The sequence below is a fragment of the Bacillus sp. FJAT-27251 genome, from assembly GCF_001273925.1.
In the GTDB taxonomy this organism is placed as follows: Bacteria; Bacillota; Bacilli; order Bacillales; family Cytobacillaceae; genus Mesobacillus_B.
In genome coordinates this window covers 243062-264249 of record NZ_LIGG01000001.1, presented here as the reverse complement: position 1 = coordinate 264249, position 21188 = coordinate 243062, and the positions used below count along the sequence as shown (strand labels likewise).

17 protein-coding genes and 1 other RNA gene are annotated in these 21188 nt (G+C 47.4%); 17 read left to right on the top strand and 1 reads right to left on the bottom strand.

Features of this window, described 5'->3' with window-relative positions:
- The first annotated feature begins 18 nt into the window (after positions 1-18).
- From ADU22_RS01285 to ADU22_RS01215, 16 genes are all read left to right on the top strand, one after another.
- Positions 19-1203: a phosphoglycerate kinase gene (locus ADU22_RS01285; protein WP_053360534.1), complete on the top strand. Its 1185-nt coding sequence runs from the start codon at positions 19-21 to the stop codon at positions 1201-1203.
- Between the two features lie 96 nt (positions 1204-1299).
- Positions 1300-2061 carry a triose-phosphate isomerase gene (gene tpiA, locus ADU22_RS01280; protein WP_053360533.1) on the top strand — a complete coding sequence of 254 codons (762 nt, stop codon included), beginning with the start codon at positions 1300-1302 and terminating at the stop codon, positions 2059-2061.
- A complete protein-coding gene (gene gpmI / locus ADU22_RS01275) occupies positions 2054-3592 on the top strand; it encodes a 2,3-bisphosphoglycerate-independent phosphoglycerate mutase (RefSeq protein WP_053360532.1) in 1539 nt (512 codons plus the stop codon). The genes tpiA and gpmI overlap by 8 nt, the downstream gene beginning before the upstream one ends.
- Before the next feature lie 111 nt (positions 3593-3703).
- On the top strand, positions 3704-5002 hold the full coding sequence (eno, locus tag ADU22_RS01270) for a phosphopyruvate hydratase (protein WP_053360531.1): 1299 nt from the start codon (positions 3704-3706) through the stop codon (positions 5000-5002).
- A gap of 131 nt (positions 5003-5133) precedes the next feature.
- Positions 5134-5367: a preprotein translocase subunit SecG gene (secG, locus tag ADU22_RS01265; protein ID WP_053360530.1), complete on the top strand. Its 234-nt coding sequence runs from the start codon at positions 5134-5136 to the stop codon at positions 5365-5367.
- Positions 5368-5562: 195 nt separating this feature from the next.
- Complete coding sequence (locus ADU22_RS01260) at positions 5563-6309, top strand: alpha/beta hydrolase (protein ID WP_053360529.1); 747 nt, start codon at positions 5563-5565, stop codon at positions 6307-6309.
- A 48-nt stretch (positions 6310-6357) separates the two neighbouring features.
- Positions 6358-8697, top strand: coding sequence for a ribonuclease R (gene rnr / locus ADU22_RS01255; protein ID WP_053360528.1), 2340 nt, complete (start codon positions 6358-6360; stop codon positions 8695-8697).
- Positions 8698-8818: 121 nt separating this feature from the next.
- On the top strand, positions 8819-9286 hold the full coding sequence (smpB, locus tag ADU22_RS01250) for an SsrA-binding protein SmpB (protein WP_046522444.1): 468 nt from the start codon (positions 8819-8821) through the stop codon (positions 9284-9286).
- A 139-nt stretch (positions 9287-9425) separates the two neighbouring features.
- Positions 9426-9785, top strand: a transfer-messenger RNA (tmRNA) gene (ssrA, locus tag ADU22_RS23900).
- 459 nt (positions 9786-10244) lie between these two features.
- Positions 10245-12245 (top strand): YjhG/YagF family D-xylonate dehydratase, encoded by a 2001-nt coding sequence (locus ADU22_RS01245; protein WP_053360527.1) that lies wholly within the window; start codon positions 10245-10247, stop codon positions 12243-12245.
- A gap of 106 nt (positions 12246-12351) precedes the next feature.
- Positions 12352-13827 (top strand): glycoside hydrolase family 5 protein, encoded by a 1476-nt coding sequence (locus ADU22_RS01240; RefSeq protein WP_053360526.1) that lies wholly within the window; start codon positions 12352-12354, stop codon positions 13825-13827.
- 5 nt (positions 13828-13832) lie between these two features.
- Complete coding sequence (locus ADU22_RS01235; protein WP_053360525.1) at positions 13833-15134, top strand: extracellular solute-binding protein; 1302 nt, start codon at positions 13833-13835, stop codon at positions 15132-15134.
- A gap of 151 nt (positions 15135-15285) precedes the next feature.
- Positions 15286-16230, top strand: coding sequence for a carbohydrate ABC transporter permease (locus ADU22_RS01230; RefSeq protein ID WP_231687822.1), 945 nt, complete (start codon positions 15286-15288; stop codon positions 16228-16230).
- On the top strand, positions 16231-17061 hold the full coding sequence (locus ADU22_RS01225; protein WP_053360524.1) for a carbohydrate ABC transporter permease: 831 nt from the start codon (positions 16231-16233) through the stop codon (positions 17059-17061).
- Positions 17062-17149: 88 nt separating this feature from the next.
- Positions 17150-18070: a 4-hydroxy-tetrahydrodipicolinate synthase gene (dapA, locus tag ADU22_RS01220; RefSeq protein ID WP_053360523.1), complete on the top strand. Its 921-nt coding sequence runs from the start codon at positions 17150-17152 to the stop codon at positions 18068-18070.
- Between the two features lie 182 nt (positions 18071-18252).
- Positions 18253-19287, top strand: a complete 1035-nt coding sequence (locus ADU22_RS01215; RefSeq protein WP_053360522.1) for a M14 family zinc carboxypeptidase — start codon at positions 18253-18255, stop codon at positions 19285-19287.
- A gap of 61 nt (positions 19288-19348) precedes the next feature.
- On the opposite strand, the gene ADU22_RS01210 is transcribed toward ADU22_RS01215, so the two are convergent.
- Positions 19349-20446, bottom strand: coding sequence for an MGDG synthase family glycosyltransferase (locus tag ADU22_RS01210; protein ID WP_053360521.1), 1098 nt, complete (start codon positions 20444-20446; stop codon positions 19349-19351).
- Positions 20447-20618: 172 nt separating this feature from the next.
- On the opposite strand from ADU22_RS01210, the gene ADU22_RS25585 reads away from it, so the two are divergent.
- A complete protein-coding gene (locus ADU22_RS25585) occupies positions 20619-21188 on the top strand; it encodes a YkoP family protein (protein WP_053360520.1) in 570 nt (189 codons plus the stop codon).

Sequence of the window (21188 nt, the reverse complement as noted above, 5' to 3'; positions counted from 1 at the left end):
TAATAAGGAGGTTTAACCTTGAACAAAAAGTCTGTGAAAGATATTGATGTAAAAGGAAAACGAGTATTTTGCCGTGTGGACTTCAATGTCCCGATGAAAGACGGGCAAGTGACGGATGAAACCAGGATCAAAGCGGCATTGCCGACCATCCAGTACCTAAGCGGCCAGGGGGCAAAGGTAATCCTTGCCAGCCACCTTGGACGTCCAAAAGGCCAGGCGGTTGAAGAGCTTCGCCTGACTCCGGTTGCTGCACGCCTGTCCGAGCTATTGGGCAAGGATGTGAAGAAAACGGATGAGGCATACGGGGATTCCGTTAAAGCAGAAATCAGCTCCATGAATGACGGGGATGTACTGCTTTTGGAAAACGTGCGCTTCTACCCAGGCGAAGAAAAGAACGATGCTGATTTGGCCAAAGCGTTTGCCGACCTGGCTGACATCTATGTCAATGATGCGTTTGGTGCTGCACACCGTGCCCATGCCTCCACAGAGGGAATTGCCCATCATCTGCCGGCCGTTTCCGGACTACTGATGGAAAAGGAACTTGAAGTGCTTGGCAAAGCGCTCTCCAACCCTGAGCGTCCATTCACAGCCATCATTGGCGGAGCAAAGGTAAAAGACAAAATCGGTGTTATTGAAAACCTGCTGGAAAAAGTGGACAACCTGATCATTGGCGGCGGCCTGGCCTACACGTTCGTTAAGGCACAGGGCCATGAAGTCGGAAAGTCCCTGCTTGAAGAGGATAAAATCGACCTTGCCAAATCCTTCATGGAAAAAGCGAAAGAAAAAGGCGTTAATTTCTATATGCCTGTCGATGTAACGGTAGCGGATGATTTCTCCGAACAGGCCAATACAAAGGTAGTGGCAATCAATGAAATTCCTGCTGACTGGGAAGCGCTCGATATCGGTCCGAAAACGATCGAAACCTATCGCGATGTCATCAAAAGCTCCAAGCTTGTCATTTGGAACGGCCCTATGGGCGTGTTCGAGCTTGAGCCATTCGCAAAAGGAACAAAAGGTGTTGCCGAGGCGCTGGCAGAAGCGGCGGATACATATTCCGTCATCGGCGGCGGCGATTCCGCAGCTGCAGTGGAAAAGTTCAATCTTGCAGACAAGATGAGCCATATTTCAACTGGCGGCGGAGCTTCGCTTGAGTTTATGGAAGGTAAAGAGCTTCCAGGCGTTGTCGCCTTGAACGATAAATAAGAAGTCTCATTTCGGAACCTGGCTCCGGATGCCCCGGAGCCTTCCGAAGCATTCGGAACCTAGTTAATAATGATTGCAACGAAAGGAAGTGCCGCAATGCGTAAACCTATTATTGCAGGAAACTGGAAGATGCATAAAACTCTCCCAGAAGCGAAAAAATTTATTGAGGATGTAAACGGTCTTGTTCCATCCAACGAAAAGGTGGAATCCGTGGTTTGTGCCCCTGCCTTGTTCCTTGGCCAGCTGGTCGAGGCAACAAAAGGCTCCGATGTAAGTATCGGTGCCCAAAACATGCATTTCGAGGAAAGCGGTGCATTCACCGGCGAAACCAGTCCGAAGGCATTGCAGGACCTAGGCGTGAAGTATGTCATCATCGGGCATTCCGAGCGACGCGAAATGTTCAATGAAACCGACGATTCTGTCAATAAAAAGACCCTATCTGCATTCAAATACAACCTGACTCCAATCGTCTGCTGCGGAGAAACGCTGGAGCAGCGCGAAAACGGCGAAACAAACGAGCTTGTTGGAAACCAGGTAAAACAGGCATTGACAGGCCTTACGGAAGAGCAGGTAAAACAAACTGTGATTGCTTATGAGCCAATCTGGGCAATCGGAACAGGCAAATCCTCCACTGCACAGGATGCAAATGAAGTTTGTGCCCATATTCGCCAAGTGGTAGGGGAGCAATTTTCACAAGCAGCGGCTGAAGCTGTCCGCATCCAGTACGGCGGCAGTGTAAAGCCTGGAAACATCAAGGAATACATGTCCCAGCCTGACATTGACGGAGCTCTAGTCGGCGGTGCCAGCCTGGAAACCGATTCTTTCCTGCAGCTATTGGAGGCAGGTTCAAATGAGTAAAAAATCACCAACTGCTTTAATTATTCTGGACGGCTTTGCCATCCGGGGCGAGCGCATGGGAAATGCCGTTGCCCAGGCGAAAAAGCCGAACTTTGACCGCTTTTGGAATTCCTACCCGCATGCACAATTGATAGCGAGCGGGGAAGCGGTCGGCCTTCCAGAAGGCCAGATGGGGAACTCCGAGGTTGGCCACCTGAATATCGGTGCCGGCCGGATTGTGTACCAAAGCTTGACAAGGGTGAACATTTCCATCCGCGAAGGCGAGTTCGAACGAAATGAAACCTTCCTGAATGCCATCAGGCATGCAAAAGAAAAAGGCAAGAGCCTCCACCTTTTCGGACTGTTGTCCGACGGCGGCGTGCACAGCCATATCAACCATATGTTTGCACTGTTGAAGCTGGCTGCAAGCGAAGGCCTTGAGAAGGTTTACGTCCATGCTTTCCTGGACGGCCGGGATGTCGGCCCTCAGACGGCAAAAGGCTATGTGAAGGAAACGCTTGAAAAGATGAGTGAAATCGGTGTTGGTGAATTCGCGACCATCTCCGGACGCTATTATTCCATGGACCGCGACAAGCGCTGGGAGCGGGTTGAAAAATCATACCGTTCCATGGTGTACGGCGAAGGCCCAACATATTCCAACCCGATGGAGCTGATTGAGGACAACTACAACAACGGAATTTTTGACGAATTCGTCATTCCGTCCGTCCTTGTCCGTCCGGATGGCTCGCCGGTTGCCACAGTGGAAGATGAAGATGCGGTTATTTTCTATAACTTCCGTCCTGACCGTGCGATCCAGATTTCCAATACCTTCACCAACAAGGACTTCCGTTCATTTGATCGCGGGCCGAAACACCCGCAAAACCTTCATTTCGTCTGCCTGACTCATTTCAGTGAGAGTGTGGACGGCTATGTGGCATTTGAACCGATGAACCTTGATAATACGCTTGGAGAGGTGATTTCCCAAAACGGAATGACCCAGCTCCGCATTGCCGAAACGGAAAAATATCCGCATGTCACGTTCTTTATGAGCGGCGGACGCGAGAATGAGTTTCCTGGCGAAAAGCGGATTCTCATAAATTCGCCGAAGGTCGCAACTTACGACCTTAAGCCTGAGATGAGCGCCTATGAAGTAACCGATGCGCTTTTAAAGGAAATTGAAGCTGATAACTTTGATGCCATCATACTCAATTTCGCCAATCCGGACATGGTCGGCCATTCCGGTATGCTTGAACCAACCATCAAGGCAGTGGAAACAGTTGATGAATGCCTAGGCAAAATTGTCGACCTGATCGTTTCCAAAGGCGGAACGGCGATTATTACAGCTGACCATGGAAACGCGGACGAAGTGGTGACTCTTGAAGGCAGCCCGATGACGGCACATACAACGAACCCTGTCCCTGTCATTATCACAAAAGAAGGCGCTGAGCTGCGCGAKGACGGAATCCTCGGCGATCTTGCACCGACAATGCTAGACTTGCTCGGTGTCAGCCAGCCAACCGAAATGACCGGAAAAACCCTCATCAAAGAGTGAGGCACCCTTTACCACAATAAAGAGGGTCAGGCACCCTTTACTGCACTAAAGCAACAGGGGTCAGGCACCCTTTAGTATGATAAAGAAACTACATTTTAAGGAGAGATTTCAATGCCATTTATTACAGATGTTTATGCACGTGAAGTACTTGATTCCCGCGGGAACCCTACAGTTGAAGTTGAAGTATACACAGAGTCCGGTGCTTTCGGACGCGCGCTTGTTCCAAGTGGTGCTTCTACTGGTGAATACGAAGCAGTTGAACTTCGTGACGGCGACAAGAGCCGCTACCTTGGCAAAGGTGTTTTGAAAGCAGTTGAAAACGTGAACGAAATCATCGCTCCATTCCTTGTTGGCGAAGAGTTCAACGTTCTTGACCAAGTTGGCGTTGACCATGCGCTGATCGAGCTTGACGGTACTGAAAACAAAGGCAAGCTGGGAGCAAACGCAATCCTTGGCGTTTCCATGGCTGTTGCACATGCAGCTGCCGACTACCTTGACATTCCTTTGTACCAATACCTTGGCGGCTTCAACTCCAAGCAGCTTCCAGTTCCAATGATGAACATCGTGAACGGCGGCGAGCACGCTGACAACAACGTGGACATCCAGGAATTCATGGTAATGCCAGTAGGTGCGGAAAGCTTCCGTGAAGCACTTCGCATGGGTGCGGAAATCTTCCACAGCCTGAAGTCTGTTCTTAAAGAAAAAGGCTTGAACACAGCAGTTGGTGACGAAGGCGGATTCGCTCCAAACCTAGGCTCCAACGAAGAAGCTCTTCAAACAATCGTAACGGCAATCGAAAAAGCAGGCTACAAGCCAGGCGAGCAAGTCATGCTTGCAATGGATGCTGCTTCTTCCGAGTTCTACAGCAAAGAAGACGGCAAATACCATCTTTCCGGAGAAGGCGTTGTAAAAACATCTGCTGAAATGGTTGACTGGTATGCAGAAATGGCTTCCAAGTACCCAATCATCTCCATCGAAGACGGTCTTGACGAGAACGACTGGGAAGGCCACAAGCTTCTTACTGAGCGCCTTGGCGGCAAAGTCCAGCTTGTTGGTGACGACCTGTTCGTTACAAACACTAAGAAGTTGTCTCAAGGAATCGAGCAGGGCGTTGGCAACTCCATCCTGATCAAAGTGAACCAAATCGGTACACTTACTGAAACCTTCGACGCAATCGAAATGGCGAAGCGCGCGGGCTACACAGCGGTTATCTCCCACCGTTCCGGTGAAACAGAAGACAGCACAATCGCTGACATCGCAGTTGCGACAAACGCTGGCCAAATCAAAACTGGTGCGCCATCCCGTACAGACCGCGTTGCCAAGTACAACCAGCTTCTTCGCATCGAAGACCAGCTTGGCGAAACAGCGCAGTACAACGGAATCAAATCTTTCTACAACCTTAAGAAGTAATAGAGGTTTACAGGACGCCGGCAGACATGCCGGCGTTTTTTTATGGCCGGCAATACAAGTATTGTTTCAATCTGGAAAATGTGATACATTTAAAATACTGTTAAATGCAGGCTTTCCAGGAGGTATGCTTCATGCACACATTTTTAGTCGCACTTTTAGTTATTGTTTGTATCAGTCTAATTGTTGTTGTCCTTCTTCAGTCCAGTAAAAGTACAGGCCTATCCGGAGCGATTTCCGGCGGCGCTGAAACGTTGTTCGGCAAGCAGAAGGCACGGGGGATCGACCTTGTCCTGCACCGCATCACGATTGTGCTGGCTGTCCTATTTTTTGTTCTGTCCATTGCAGTATCGTATTTTGCACTATAAAACGCGAGCACAAACCGGCTTCGATCGAGGCCGGTTTTTTTGCGGCCTGCCAACTTGGGAAAATATTCATATCCATAATCGTTAACTTTCCAAGGGAACAGCATTAATGCGTATTTCTGGAATGTTGAGACCAGGTTTGTTAAAACTAAAAAGTGTATCCATAATACGATTGATTAAAATAAAGGGAGTTATCAGATGAAGAAGTTAGTTCCAAAGCCATTCACATTCAAGGCGGGTAAGCGTGCAGTATTGATGCTGCATGGCTTCACTGGCAATTCAGCCGATGTGCGGATGATGGGGAGGTTCCTTCAGGAAAAGGGTTATACCTGCCACGCACCCATTTACAAAGGGCATGGTGTCCCTCCTGAAGAGCTGGTGCATACTGGTCCCGAGGACTGGTGGCAGGATGTCACAAATGCCTATGAGTTTTTGAAAAACGAAGGCCATGATGAAATCGCTGTGGTCGGCTTGTCGCTTGGCGGCGTGTTTTCCCTCAAGCTGGGTTATACAGTGCCTGTGAAGGGTATCGTACCAATGTGCGCACCCATGTACATAAAAAGCGAGGAAACCATGTACAAAGGAGTCCTGGCTTATGCCCGGGAATATAAAAAGCTGGAAGGAAAAAGTGACGAACAAATACAATCTGAAATGGAAGAGTTCGAGAAGACTCCGATGGGCACCTTAAAGGCGCTCCAAGGTCTGATTTCCGACGTCCGGAACAATGTGGACATGGTCTATGCACCAACTTTTGTTGTCCAGGCCCGCCATGACAATATGATCAACACGGACAGTGCGAATATCATCTACAACGAGGTTGAAGCCGTCCATAAGGAAATCAAGTGGTACGAAGAGTCCGGGCATGTCATTACCTTTGATAAAGAAAAGGACCAGCTTCATGAAGATGTTTATGCGTTTCTGGAAAAGCTAAATTGGAAAGAATAAATAGATAAGTGTTTTATTATGACGAACCTTATTAAAGGAGGGATTTTTATGGAAGAAAGCATTCAGGGCCATATTGACCGGCTGCTTCATTATATGAAGGATGAAGCGTATAAGCCGCTGACCATCCAGGAGCTTGAAGAAGCGTTTGGTATTGAGGATTCAGCGACTTTCAAAGAGTTTGTGAAGGCTCTTGTTGTCATGGAGGAAAGAGGGCTGGTTGTAAGGACCCGCAGCAACCGTTACGGTCTTCCTGAGAAAATGAATCTGGTCCGCGGAAAGCTTACCGGACATGCGAAGGGGTTTGCTTTTGTCATTCCGGAGGAGCCTGGCATGGATGATATTTTCATCCCGCCAAATGAAACGAATAATGCCATGCATGGGGACATCGTCCTTGCGCGCGTTTCGTCCACCAGCTCCGGCCAGCGGCGCGAGGGAACGATTGTCAGGATCCTTGAGCGCGGTGTCCAGCAGATTGTCGGCACCTATACGGAAAGCAAGCATTTCGGATTTGTTATTCCGGACGATAAAAAATTCACCAGTGATATTTTTATTCCCAAAGAAGCGAGCATGGGCGCTGTTGAAGGGCATAAAGTCGTGGTCTCGCTGACAAGCTATCCGGATGGGCGCAAGTCGGCAGAGGGGGAGGTTGTCTCCATCCTGGGACATAAAAATGACCCAGGTGTCGATATTTTATCGGTCATCCATAAGCACGGGCTGCCGATGGAATTTCCGCCGGAAGTCCTGCAGCAGGCGAACGAGACTCCGGATGAAATCGATGAGAGTGAATTGGCCAATCGCCGCGATTTGCGGGATGAAGTAATCGTGACCATCGATGGTGCCGATGCGAAGGACCTTGATGATGCTGTAACCGTCACAAGGCTTGAAAATGGCAACTATAAGCTCGGCGTCCATATCGCCGATGTCAGCTATTATGTACAGGAAGGTTCGCCGATCGACGTTGAAGCGGCCGAGCGTGCAACAAGTGTTTATCTTGTGGACAGGGTAATTCCAATGATTCCGCATCGCTTGTCCAATGGAATTTGCTCCTTGAACCCTAGGGTGGACCGCCTTACCTTGAGTTGTTCAATGGAGATTTCTCCGGAGGGGGAAGTAGTCGATCACGAAATCTTCCAGAGTGTCATCAAAACGACTGAACGGATGACCTATCATGACGTCAACCTTATTTTGGTTGACAAAGATGAAGAGGTCCGCAGCCGTTATGAATCTCTTGTTCCGATGTTTGAGGTGATGGAAGAGCTGGCGGCCATTCTGCGCGGCAAAAGGATGGGGCGCGGTGCAATCGACTTCGACTTTAAAGAATCGAAGGTCCTTGTCGATGAAAATGGCCATCCGTCCGATGTGGTGCTGCGCGAACGTTCTGTCGCAGAGCGCCTAATTGAAGAATTCATGCTGGTAGCGAATGAAACGGTTGCCGAGCATTTCCACTGGATGGAGGTTCCGTTCATTTACCGAATTCATGAAGACCCGAAAGAAGACAAGCTTCGCCGGTTTTTTGAGTTTATTACCAATTTCGGCTATCTTGTAAGGGGAACGGCCAATTCGGTGCACCCAAAGGCACTTCAGGCCATCATTGAGGAAGTGCAAGGCAAACCGGAGGAAATGGTCATATCAACTGTGATGCTGCGTTCAATGCAGCAGGCGAAGTATTTCGAAGAAAGCCTTGGGCACTTCGGTCTCTCAACTGAGTTCTACACGCATTTCACTTCGCCGATCCGCCGTTATCCGGATACCATCGTCCACAGGCTGATCCGCACCTATCTGATTGAAGGCAAGATTGACCAGCACACCAAGGAAAAATGGAATGCCCTTCTGCCGGAAATCGCGAAGCATTCCTCGGACATGGAACGCCGGGCTGTGGATGCGGAGCGTGAAACCGATGAACTGAAGAAAGCGGAGTATATGGAAGATAAAATCGGCGTCGAGTACGATGGCATTATATCTTCCGTTACCAACTTCGGCATGTTCGTCGAACTGCCGAATACGATTGAAGGTCTCGTTCATGTGAGCTATATGACCGATGACTATTATCGTTATGATGAGCGGCATTTCGCGATGATTGGGGAGCGGACAGGAAATGTGTTCCGCATTGGCGATGAAATCACCGTCCGAGTTGTCAAGGTCAACAAGGAAGAGCGCTCCATCGACTTTGAGATCGTCGGCATGAAAGGCACGCGCCGCCGTGAAACGAACGATGCGCCTAAGGTGTTCAGAACAGGAAGCAGCGAACGCAAGCCGAGAAGAGGCAAAACCGATGATAGCGCAGCAGGTGGAAGCAAGAAACGCGGCGAAGGCGCCAAGAAAAAAAGCCGAAACAAAAAATTCTACGAAAACGCCCCAAAAGCCAAGCGCAAACCGAAACGACGCTAACGCACTAAAGCGCTAAACGGTGCCTGACCCGCGCTGCGGTGATGCGTTAAACGGTGCCTGACCCCGTTCAGGCACCGGCTTTTGTGGTATAATGTCGGGAGAGTATAAAGGGGGAAGCAGTATGCCAAAAGGTATTGGCAAAACGGTAGCACAAAATAAAAAAGCCTACCATGATTACTTTATTGAAGAAACCTTTGAAACGGGTATTGTCCTTCAGGGTACAGAGATCAAGTCCATCCGGGCTGGAAAAGTGAACCTGAAGGAATCATATGCCCGCATCAGGGATGGCGAAGTATTCCTGTATGGAATGCATGTCAGTCCGTATGAACAGGGAAACCGCTATAACCACGACCCATTGCGCGAGCGGAAGCTTTTGATGCACCGCCGTGAAATCAGCAAGCTGATCGGTGAAACAAAGGAAATCGGCTATGCGCTAGTGCCTTTGAAGATTTACCTGAAAAACGGTTATGCCAAGGTTTTATTGGGTCTGGCCAAGGGTAAAAAGAAATACGATAAGCGTGAGGACCTGAAAAAGAAAGAAGCCAAACGCGATATCGAGCGGGCTTTCCGCGAACGCCAGAAGATGTAGAAGGGATGGCGGAAACTGGAAGTTGTTTACCAGTTGAAAACTTTCTCTGGTATGTTATAATAAGTCTTGTCACCACGTGTGGCAAACAGCTTTTGCTCGGTAGCACCCGAGTATCCTAACGTCTGTTTATATTATATATGGGGACGCTACGGATTCGACAGGGGTAGTTCGAGCTTAGGTTGCGAGTCGAGGGGATCGGCCTCGTTAAAACGTCAACGCCTATAACTGGCAAAACTAACAACAACCTAGCTTTCGCAGCTTAATAACTGCATAGCTGTTCGCCCCTCCATCGCCTATGTGGTAGGGTAGCGGACTCACTCTTAGTAGGCTACGCCGGATTCCACCGTCTGAGGATGAAGGAAGAGAACAAACAGGCTAGCTGACCGGCCGCCTGTCGGCAGGCAAATGGCTCAGCGAAACGTGAATATGTCGACTACACTCGTAGAAGCTTAAGTGGCGATGCTTCTGGACGAGGGTTCGACTCCCTCCGTCTCCACCAAATACATATTTGGTGGTTTTTTATTTGCCTAATAACCTAAAGCATAAGTTTTCCATTCTGGATAGCTTATGCTTTATTTAGTTTTGACAGTTATTCATTCCAGAGAGCTCCTTTATACTTTGCGGCAGTCCCTAAACCATCCCAAATTAAATAGCTACAGGAAACACCTCCCCAGGAAACGATTCGAAATTGTCAAAAAGTAAGGGTTTACAATAGAAAACCTATATAGTATCATGAAAATAACTTAGAACAGTGTATAAACAAAGATTCATTTACATCAGTATTTTTTTAATCATATTATAAAACACTGTTTTATAATATAAAACAACACGCCTCTAACTTGTATTGCTTTTTTTGCCTCAAATAAAAAACAGTGTTTGGCATTATCAAACTAACTAAAATTGGAACAACTCTCATAGCTAATGTAGAGTTATTCCCCTGAAAGCAGAGGAGAATTCCATGACCAACCTAGCTTCAATCATGAATGTTTCGCAGGAGGCTTACAATCAAATGCAAACAAGTGCTCCTGGCCCTAAGGGGGCATTGCCGTTAACTTCGGAAATGTTAAAGCAATGGCCGAGCGGCAATCTGTTTGGCCTGACCCAAAATGTCGGAATGGGCTGGGATCCAAAAAAACTGCTTGGACAGGAAATACTTATTTTGGGAACGCAGGGCGGCATCAAGGCTGAAGACGGAACTCCGATCGCGTTAGGATATCACTCCGGCCATTGGGAAGTTGATGTGTTGATGAAGGCGGCAGCTGAAGCGATTAACGAGCAGGGAAATATCCCATTCGCTGGCTTTGTCAGTGACCCTTGTGACGGGCGTTCGCAAGGAACAAAAGGGATGTTTGATTCGCTGCCATACAGAAATGATGCTTCCATTGTCATTCGCCGGCTTATTCGTTCCCTGCCGACGCGAAAAGCAGTTATCGGAGTGGCCACATGTGACAAGGGATTGCCGGCAATGATGATGGGGCTGGCACATATGCATGATTTGCCAACAGTCATCATCCCGGGCGGAGTGACACTGCCGCCGGAATCAGGCGAAGACGCGGGAAAAATCCAGACGATTGGCGCCCGGTATGCGAATGGGGAACTTACCCTTCGTGAAGCGGCCGAATTAGGGTGCAGGGCTTGCGCCACGCCAGGCGGCGGGTGCCAGTTCCTGGGGACTGCTGCGAGTGCCCAGGTTGTCGCAGAAGCACTTGGAATGGCGGTGCCGCATTCAGCCCTTGCGCCATCCGGACAGCTGATCTGGAAAGAAATGGCCAATCAATCCGTCCGAGCCGTAACAAATGCAATAGCCCAAAACCTTACAACAAAAGATATCATTACAGATGCTGCTATTCGTAATGCCATGACCGTTCATGCTGCATTCGGCGGCTCTACAAATCTATTATTGCATATCCCGGCGATCGCACATGCCGCAGGCTGCCGCGTCCCCGACATCAGGGACTGGGAGGCCATCAACCAAAAGGTGCCAAGATTGGTGAGCGCCCTGCCAAACGGACCGATTGACCATCCAACAGTGAGAGTGTTCCTTGCCGGCGGCGTACCGGAAGTTATGCTGCATTTGCGAGACTTGGGTTTGCTGGAGGAAAACGTAAAAACAATAACAGGTGAAACTTTAGGCGACATACTGGCCTGGTGGGAAACTTCCGAAAGGCGCAGGCTTGTCCATGAAAGGTTAAAAGCGGATGGAATCAAGCCTGAAGATGTCATTATGAATGTGGAGAAGGCGAAAGCAATTGGAATGACATCGACCATTACATTCCCTACAGGAAATATTGCCCCTGAAGGCGCAATCGTCAAATCAACCTCCATTGATCCGTCGATGCTCGATGAAAACGGGGTCTATTTTCATAAAGGTGCCGTTAAAGTGTTCACCTCGGAAAAAGCCGTAATTACAGCCATAAAAAATCAGCAAATCGCTGCTAAAGACATTATCGCTCTTATTGGCTGCGGACCTTCAGGAACGGGTATGGAAGAAACTTACCAGGTCACTTCAGCGTTGAAGCATTTATCTTATGGCAAGTATGTGACCCTTATTACCGACGGACGTTTCTCGGGTGTCTCGACAGGGGCTTGCATTGGTCACATCGGTCCGGAAGCGTTGGCAGATGGGCCAATTGGAAAACTGCGGAATGGTGATATCGTTCAAGTCAAAATTGATTGCCGCAATTTGCAGGCCACCATTGATTTCGTTGGCGCAGAGGGCCGGGAGTTTGGAGCAGTCGAAGGTAAAAAGCTGCTTGAAGCCCGGACCGTCCATCCTGAACTTCGGGCGAATCAGGATCTTCCAGACGATACAAGGCTCTGGGCGGCACTGCAGGCTGCAAGCGGCGGAACCTGGCGCGGAAGCATATATGATGTTGACAGAATTATAGAAGTGATTGAAAAAGGCATGGAAAAAATAAAGGAAGAACAAACAGAATCCAGCGCATCAAGCTCTGTGTAAAATATGAAGCATCCCGCAGTGTCGGGATTCCGGAAGAGATGGCCGCGGTTTCCTTAGCGAAAACCGCAGTCACCTTCCACCATATATATAAGGGAAGGTGAAACAAATGGAAATGCTTCAGGTGAATAAAAACCAGATTATCAATAGCAGAGGAGAGGCGATTCAGTTAAGGGGAACTTGCATCGGCGGCTGGATGAACATGGAGGACTTCATTAACGGCTATACCGGTTCAGAGCATGGATTGCGTCATGCGGCTGCTGAAATTCTCGGAGCCTCCAAAGCCGAGTTCTTTTTTGACCGAATGCAGCATTACTTCTTCGGTGAAGATGACATCCAGTTTATTAAAAGCTGGGGAGGAAATACGGTGCGGCTTCCGTTAAACTACCGCCACTTTGAAGATGATGAAGCACCGTTTACCTACATAGAAAAAGGGTTTGAGAAGCTGGACAAGATTTTGGCACACTGCGAGAAGCATGAAGTATACGTTATCCTGGATTTGCATGCGGTGCAGGGTTTCCAAAATACTCATTGGCATTCAGACAATGATGTGCGTCACAGCTTCTTCTGGCATGATAAAACATCACAAGATAGATTTATAGAGTTATGGAAGGAATTTGCCCGCCGTTACCGGGGACGTGCTGTCATTGCCGGCTATAACTTAATGAATGAACCTTGCACGAATACCCCTCATGGAGATTTTCCTCATAATTTCTTTGCGAACTACAAGCCGGACTGGGAGAGAATGAACAGGGTCTACCGCCGGGCTGTCGAGGCGATCCGCCAGATTGACGACAAACATATTATCTTTCTTGAAGGCGATAATTACTCCAAGCTGTTTGAAGGGCTTGATGCGCCATTTGCAGATAATCTCGTCTACAGCAGCCATAATTATACGGCGGCCGGATTCGGACCGGGGCCTTACCCGGGAATCGCGGATGCAAAAACCGCCCGAGTGGAAAGCGGAGTGTATTGGGACAAAGAAAAACAAATAAACGTTTTTCATGAGCACCAGGGAACAAAATTTGCAAAGAAGCATGAAGTGCCGCTATGGATCGGCGAGTTTGGTTCCGTGTACAACGGTCCCGCAGATGAAGTGCCTTACAGGTTGGCCGCACTTGATGACCAAATCAGTATATTTGAAGAATTCGGCGCCCATTGGACAACATGGACCTATAAGGACGTCGGGGTCATGGGGCTTGCCACCTTACATCCTGAATCGGAATACATGCAGCGTATTTCATCCATTATTAACATGAAGCATCGCCTCAATACGGATGACTGGATGATTTGGCTTCCTGGCCATGAAGCAAGAGCCTCAATCGAGTCGCTTGCTGCCCACTTGGAAGATGTCATTGGCGACCCGGATATGGACCACCGTTTCAATGTGGCTGCCTTGTCGCAAGCTGTTTTAACCGTTTACGCCGGCTCCTTAATCCAGCCTGCCTTTGTAAAGGCTTTCAAGGGGCTGTCGGAAGAGCAGCTTGACACTGTGCTGCAATCTTTCGCTTTTAAAAACTGCCTTGTTAATGATGGGTTAGTAAATGTGCTAAATAAACACACGAAAATCAATGTGAGGGGTTGAATGATTTGAAGAGAGTTTCACTAATAATCGTCTCGGTTTTTTTCCTCATCTTATCTTCTGCATGTTCCAGTGAAGGTACGGCAAACCAAACGAAGTCACAAGGCTCCGGTGGCCAAAGCTCGGGTGATCAAATCACTCTTGACCTCTGGCACTTTGACCCAGGCGAGAGAATGGAAATCTATGCTGAAGCTGTAAAACGTTTTGAAGAGAAACATCCAAATGTAAAAGTGAACGTGCTACAAGTACCAAATGATGAATATAAACAGCGCGTTGTTGTTGCCATGGCCGGCGGAAATGCACCTGATGTATTTGCAAGCTGGGGCGGCGGCTGGCTGCACGAATTCGTAAAATCAGACCAGGTTTTGGACTTGACCGAGCAAGACATTGATTTTGACAAGTTCATTGACGTTGCTCTGGCAAACGCCAAATACGACGAAAAGATTTATGGCCTTCCACTCGGTATCTCTCTTTATACATTCTATTACAATAAAGAGATTTTCGAGAAAAATGGCCTGGAAGTTCCGAAGACCTATGACGAGTTCCTGAATGTTGTGGATGTATTAAAGGAGTCAGGCATTTATCCAATCGCCATGGCAAACCAGCCAAAATGGCCAGGTGCCTTCTATTTAATGTACTTCGCTGACCGTCTGGGCGGAGAGCAAGTATTCCAGAATGCCCTAAACAGAACGGGCGATGGGTTTGACAGTCCTTATTATGTAGAAGCAGGAAAGTATATTCAGGATTTAGTAAAAAGAGACGCGTTCAATCCTGGATTTAACGGTTTGCCGTATGATGCCGGTTCTGCAAGGCAGCTAATTTACTCTGACCAGGCTGCCATGATGCTCATGACCGGAGGTTTTGTCAACAATGTCCGCCAGGAGTTCCCTGCATTCGAAGAAAAAATGGGAGTATTCCAATTTCCGGCGGTCGAAGGCGGAAAAGGAGATCCAACAAACATCAGTGGCGGCATCTCTCCAACCTGGTCCATCAAGAAGGATACAAAGCATCCTGAATTAACCGTTGAATTGCTGAATGAGCTGACAAGCCTGGAAACAGCACAAGAATATGTGAACCGTTCCGGTAACGTTGTTGCAATCAAAGGGGTGGAGGTTAAGGACCCCTACGTAGAAACCTTTACACAATGGGTAAATGAGGCAAATGCAATACAGTTTCCATATGACCAGACATTGCCGCCTGAATTGGCTGAGGTTCATAAAAATACAACATTTGACTTGTTCGGCTTAACGACTACTCCGGAAAAAGCAGCCGAGGAGATGGAAAAGAAGGCTAAAGAAGTCATTGAGTAGGAACGCCCGGAAAAGATTGAAGTGTCAGCCTCTCGCATGATCTGCTTAAGGTCCTGTCCATGATTCAATCGTCTATGGCAGGACCTTAAATCAATTCTTTAACCACTGCCTGTTTTTAAGAACTATAGAAGCAGTAAGGGATGTGATTATTATGATTTCTGAAAGCAAGTTGGAACCAGCAAGAATGGAAGCCGAAGTGAAATTGGTCCAAAAGAAACAAAAACAAAAAGATGTACTGGTCATCCTGTCCTTTATGCTTCCGGCCTTATTTGTTTACACCATCTTTATTMTCTATCCCATTATCACGACGTTTAATTACAGTTTGTTTGATTGGAATGGAATGGGAGAAAGAGTGTTTGTCGGGCTGCAGAATTATACAGCTCTGTTATCGGACAATACATTTTGGCATGCTTTAAAAAATAATGCCTATCTGATTTTAGTGTCCGTTTTCGTTCAGATTCCGCTTGGACTGATAATGGCACTGATGTTATTTAGCAGCATTCGCGGCAAAAAGGTCCTGAATGTTCTCTTCTTCCTGCCATACTTAATGTCTACTGTTGCCGTCGGTTTGCTATGGATCTTTATGTTTGACCCCGTAAACGGACCAGTCAATAAGCTATTGAACTTTTTCGGTTTTGAATCGATTCATTGGCTATCCGGCAGCAACTCGGCACTGATTGCTATTTTAATCGTCATGGCCTGGCAGTTTGCGCCTTTTTATATGATTCTTTTTAAAGCGGCCATGGTTGGGATACCAGAGGAATTGTATGAAGCCGCCGAGATTGACGGAGCCAATGGGGCAAAGAAGTTTTTCTATGTTACACTGCCTTCCTTAATGCCAACGATTGTCAGTTCCTCGATTTTGGCAGTAGTTGGATCGCTGAAGACCTTTGACCTGTTCTATGTGATGACAGGAGGCGGGTCGGGGAATGCAACGGAAATCCTGGGAACCTATATGTACAGACAGGCCTTCGTTAACTTTAAGATGGGATACGGCAGTACGATTGCCGCGATGATGTTTATTATCGCCTTGATCTGCGCCGTGGGCATCTTGTTCCTGGACTTTAAACGCCGTAAGAAACAGGGGGTAGCATAAATGCGATGGATTGGGACAATGAATAAATCGCTGCTGTATGTATTTGTGGGGATCTTGCTGGTGTTTACCAGCTATCCGTTTCTGTATATGATTGCAACCTCCTTTAAGAGCATGCAGGAATTCTTTCAGGATCCGTTTTCGATCATCCTTGGCTCTTTCACGTTAGAGCAATATGCATCGGTTTTTTCGATGGGACTGATGACATATTTCATCAACAGCCTCATTGTTACGGTAGTCGCCGTCCTGCTCGTTATTGTGCTGGCAGCGATGGCAAGCTATCCGTTAAGCCGGATGAAGTTCAAACTGAATAAACCGCTCTTCGTTTTGTTTCTTGGCGGAATGATGATCCCGGTTCATGCTACGCTGATTCCAATTTTTATCATGTCCAATGATTTGGGCTTGTATGATAAGCTGTTTGCTTTGCTGGGGCCTTATGTCGCCTTTGCCCTGCCGATTTCCGTATTTATTTTCACACAGTTCATGCAGGACCTTCCAAGCGAGCTGGAGGAAGCGGCAAAAATGGACGGAGCGGGGCATTTAGTGATTTTTTCAAAAATACTCGTCCCAAACCTGAAGCCGGCCATTGCGACGATTGTTATTTATAATGTCGTTCACATCTGGAATGAATTTATTTTTGCATTGATATTGATTCAGTCGCAAAGCAAAATGACGCTCCCAATCGGACTGCAAAAGTTTTATGGTGAATTTTCGGTCAATGTGCCTGGACTGATGGCTGCGCTGACACTGGCAAGCTTTCCGGTTTTGATCATCTTTGTCCTGGCACAGGAAAAAGTAGTGAAAGGCTTGATAGGCGGCGCTGTAAAAGGATAGGATCTGCCTTTATGCCGATATGTTTGTATGAAAGTGGAAACAGAGTTTGATATTATATAACTAAAATCAGGAACAGGAGGAACTAATTTTGGCAGCTGCAAATCCTTTTAAAGGAATTATCCCACCGGTATCCACCATTTTTAACAAAAATGGCAAGCTTGATCAAGCAGGAATGAGCCTGCTTATTAACGATTTAATCTCAAGAGGTGTACACGGCCTGTTTTTCCTTGGCACAGGCGGTGAATTCAGCCAGCTGACCATTGAGGAGCGCAAGGAAGTCGCCGAATTTGCTGTGAAAGAAGTGAACGGCCGCGTTCCTGTTTTGATTGGGACAGGTGGTCTGAACACAAAAAGTGTTATTGAACTGAACAAGCACGCCAAGGCGATTCAGGCAGATGGTGTAGTTGTCGTTAATCCGTATTATTTGAAGCTCTCCGAGGAGAATTTATACCGTCATTACAGTGAAATCGCCGAGCACACGGAACTTCCAATCCTGCTTTATAATTTTCCGGCACTAACAGGCCAGAATTTATCAGCCGGCCTGGTTTTAAGGCTTGTAAATCAATACAATCATATTGTCGGAATTAAGGAGACGGTAGAAAAGATAGGGCATATTCGCGAGATTATTTTGAAAGTGAAAAGCGGCAATCCCGAATTTCGTGTTCTGTGCGGCTATGAAGATTTGTTTTTGGATACCCTGACCTTTGGCGGGGACGGAATTATTGGTGCAGGAAGCAATTTTGCGCCTGAACTTTCCATTGATTTGTACGATGCATTCCTTAGGGGGGATTACCAAAGAGCGGTGGAGTTGAATAAACGGCTTGCCATGATTCCCGAAATGTATAAGCTGGACACACCGTTCATCAATGTTATTAAAGAGGCCATTGCCATGTCCGGGCTGAATATCTCTACCGAAGTATTGCCGCCTGTCCGGCCCCTTGATGAGGAAAAGAAGAAGGAATTGGAAAATATTCTGAAACAAGCAGAAATTTTAGCAAAAAATGTGTAGGTAAGGAAATAAATGTTTAAACGAGGCAGCTTCACATTAACTGAATTTTATAAAAAATAGTCTTTTGTCCACTTTCGGATATGTCATTATTCCTATATCCTGTTTATAGCAACCAAACTGTTGTTTGGTAAAGGAGTGCTTTCCTGGCGAGGGAAGCAGCTTAAGTAAAAGGAGGAATAATAGTGAAGAAAAAAGTACTTGTGCTGGCTTTATCTGCAGTCATCGCAGGGTCTGGTGCAGCAATGGCACCGGCTTTTGCTGCCGGAAACGGTCCTGACGTAAATGGAAATCAAACGGTGCAGACAGCGATGCTCACCACTTATAATGAGATGGCGGATTTCTTGAAAAAGGAAGCTGCCAAGCAGGAACGGCTGGAGCTGGAAGTGATTGGCCAAACCGTGAAAGGGCGGGATCTTTTCTTGGCGAAATACATAACGAACCCTGATAACCCGACCATTCTTTACCTTACACAGCAGCACGGAAATGAGGCGATGACCACAGAGGGAGCCTTGGACTATATCCGGCACCTTGGCTCAGGCAGCAAGAAGGTCAATGAAATGCTTGATAACGTCAATATCCTGATTGTGCCAATGCTGAATGCGGACGGTGCCATGGGAGATGTGAATTTTTCTCTTGATAATTACATGGCGAGCGGCCGCCATCTAACCAGGTTTAATGCTGACAGGATTGACCTGAACCGTGACCATGTCAACAAAGTCACTCCAGAGGTACAGGCCCTGCATCAAAATGTGCTTCAAAAATATAAGATTGATTATATGATTGACTTCCATCACCAGGGAACCCAGGAGGATTATTTTGGAAAGCTGACTACTGGCGCGCTGCTTACTCCTCAGAGTCCTGACGTGGCTCCGGAGGTTGCATTGAACTCTAAAAAGCTGGCGACGGTCCTATATGAAGGAGTCGATCAGACAGGCTGGGCGTTTCTATTAAAGTTTGATGAACCAACGACGAATTCTGCTGTCGCTTCCAATGCCATGGCGCTTCAGTACGACATTCCTGTCATCCTGTTCGAAATGCGCGGTATGGCAGACCACTCCTACGAGCCTTATGTACTCGGACAAAAGTCAAACGGTTATCTGATTAAGCAGGCTTTCCTGGCGATGGACTCCACTGCGAAAGCCATTGCGGACGGTTCGATCAATAACGCCGATCCTTCTGTCTATGATAACCTGCCTGAACAGCATTACAGCTACTAAAGCCCGGAAATTCATGCAAAATAGACAGCCAAAAGCAAGCGGACTTCCTGCCGCTTGCTTTTCATCTTCCAAACAAAACCTTCTTCAGCACATCAGTTACACTCTCCAATTCATGGCTATACCGTCGAAGCCTAACCTCCATCGCTTTCCTCTCGGCTTCATCTTCAAGAAACCTCAGGAGCTGTTCCTCCATTGCTCCAGGCTTCATTTCAATCGCGAGCCTTTCCTCCAGCAAGTACTCCCGATTCTTTTCCTCCTGTCCGGGCAGGGCTTTCAGAAGGCAAAGGGGAACCTGTTTCCGAAGGCATTCGCTGATGGTGACTCCGCCGGGTTTTGACAGCACCAGGTCAGCCTGATCATAAATCCTGTTCATTTCACTGCGCAGCGAAACATATGGAATGGGCTTCAGAAAAGGCGCCCCCATCCCCGCTATCCTCTCGTAGAGCCCTTTGTTTTTACCGCATAAAATTACATAGGTGATCCTGCCTGACAAGCTTGCAGCATCAAACAGCTCCTCAACAGGGCCAACCCCCAAATGTCCGCCTGAAACCAGCACTTGAAAAGGAGTTCCCGACCGTTCACCTGCAGCATTTTCCCTTGTCATTTCTGGATGGACTGGAATACCTGTGACCGCAACCCTTTCAGAGCTGACACCCTTGTGCATCAATTCCTCCCGCATGGCATGGCTTGGCGTCAAATGCAAATCAATATCGCTGAATCCCCAAACATTATTAATAAAATAATCAGTATACGCGTTAACAACCGGAACCCTCAGCATTCCATTCATTTTCAGCCTGTTTAAAAGGTAGGAAGGAAGGCAATGAGTGCAGACAATCAAATCCGGATTCTCCTCCTGAAGGAGCCCTTTCATGCTCCTCAAAAAGAATCCCTCGTACAAATAGAACCGCCGGCCAGCATCCTTAGGCGTGCAGGCATTGTACTGGTATATCCTGCTGTAAATGGCAGGTGCCATCTTGATCGCTTTTAAATAAAGGGAGGTTGTAAACTGCTCAGCAAGCCGGGATGTATATTGAAAAATATCAACTTTCTTTATTACAGCTTGATTATCCAGTTCGCTTATATAGGCGCTGACCGCATCTGCTGCCTGGTGATGGCCGGAAGGCATCTGCAGAAAAGGTAGAAGGAGCACTTTCGTCATCAACCCGCAACCTCCTGAAAAAATGTCACCCCGCAAAAAGGCGTAGTTCATAATTTTCTCCATAAAAAGGTGCATTATGCAGACAGGCCGTTTCGCCTAAACTTTCCATAAATAGTTCCGCCCCTTAAACAAAAAATAATACGGCATACCGATTGAAGGGAGAAGAACGTACATGTTTTTTCGTCCGTTTTTTTTAAACGTATGGAGTTTTTTAGATCCTATCTATTTTATTTTTACACGCTTGCAGTACCCGTGTCCCGGTACCGCCAGGAATGGAGTTTTCCGTGTCCGGCTGACGCGATACAAGGGAAAAGACGTCATACTGTCGGACGGAACAAAAATCTGCAAAAATGATCTTTTGCTGAAAATTCATTTGCATAATGTGAAGATTTTGAAGGAGCTTTCGTCGGTGAAGAGTGAAATCGCCAAAGGCAGGGTGATTTTCAAGCAAGTGCTGAAATCGATGCCATTCCTGGCCAGCTTTATTTCCGGTCATCCCGAACATTCCCGAATTAAAGGAGTCATTGGCATTACCCTCATCGATAAAGGGTTCACACCACTTGGCTTTGATTGCATCCATCCTGAAAACAGGTACTATCTATCGTTTAAAAAGGCCACCCAGCTGCCAATCTATCTTCTGTCATGCTCTGAAATTTCCATGGCTAACATAAGGAAGCATCACCCTGTTTACCTGATGATGTCCAAAGAAATGCTGTTGGAAAAGTACAAAAGAAGTATATAA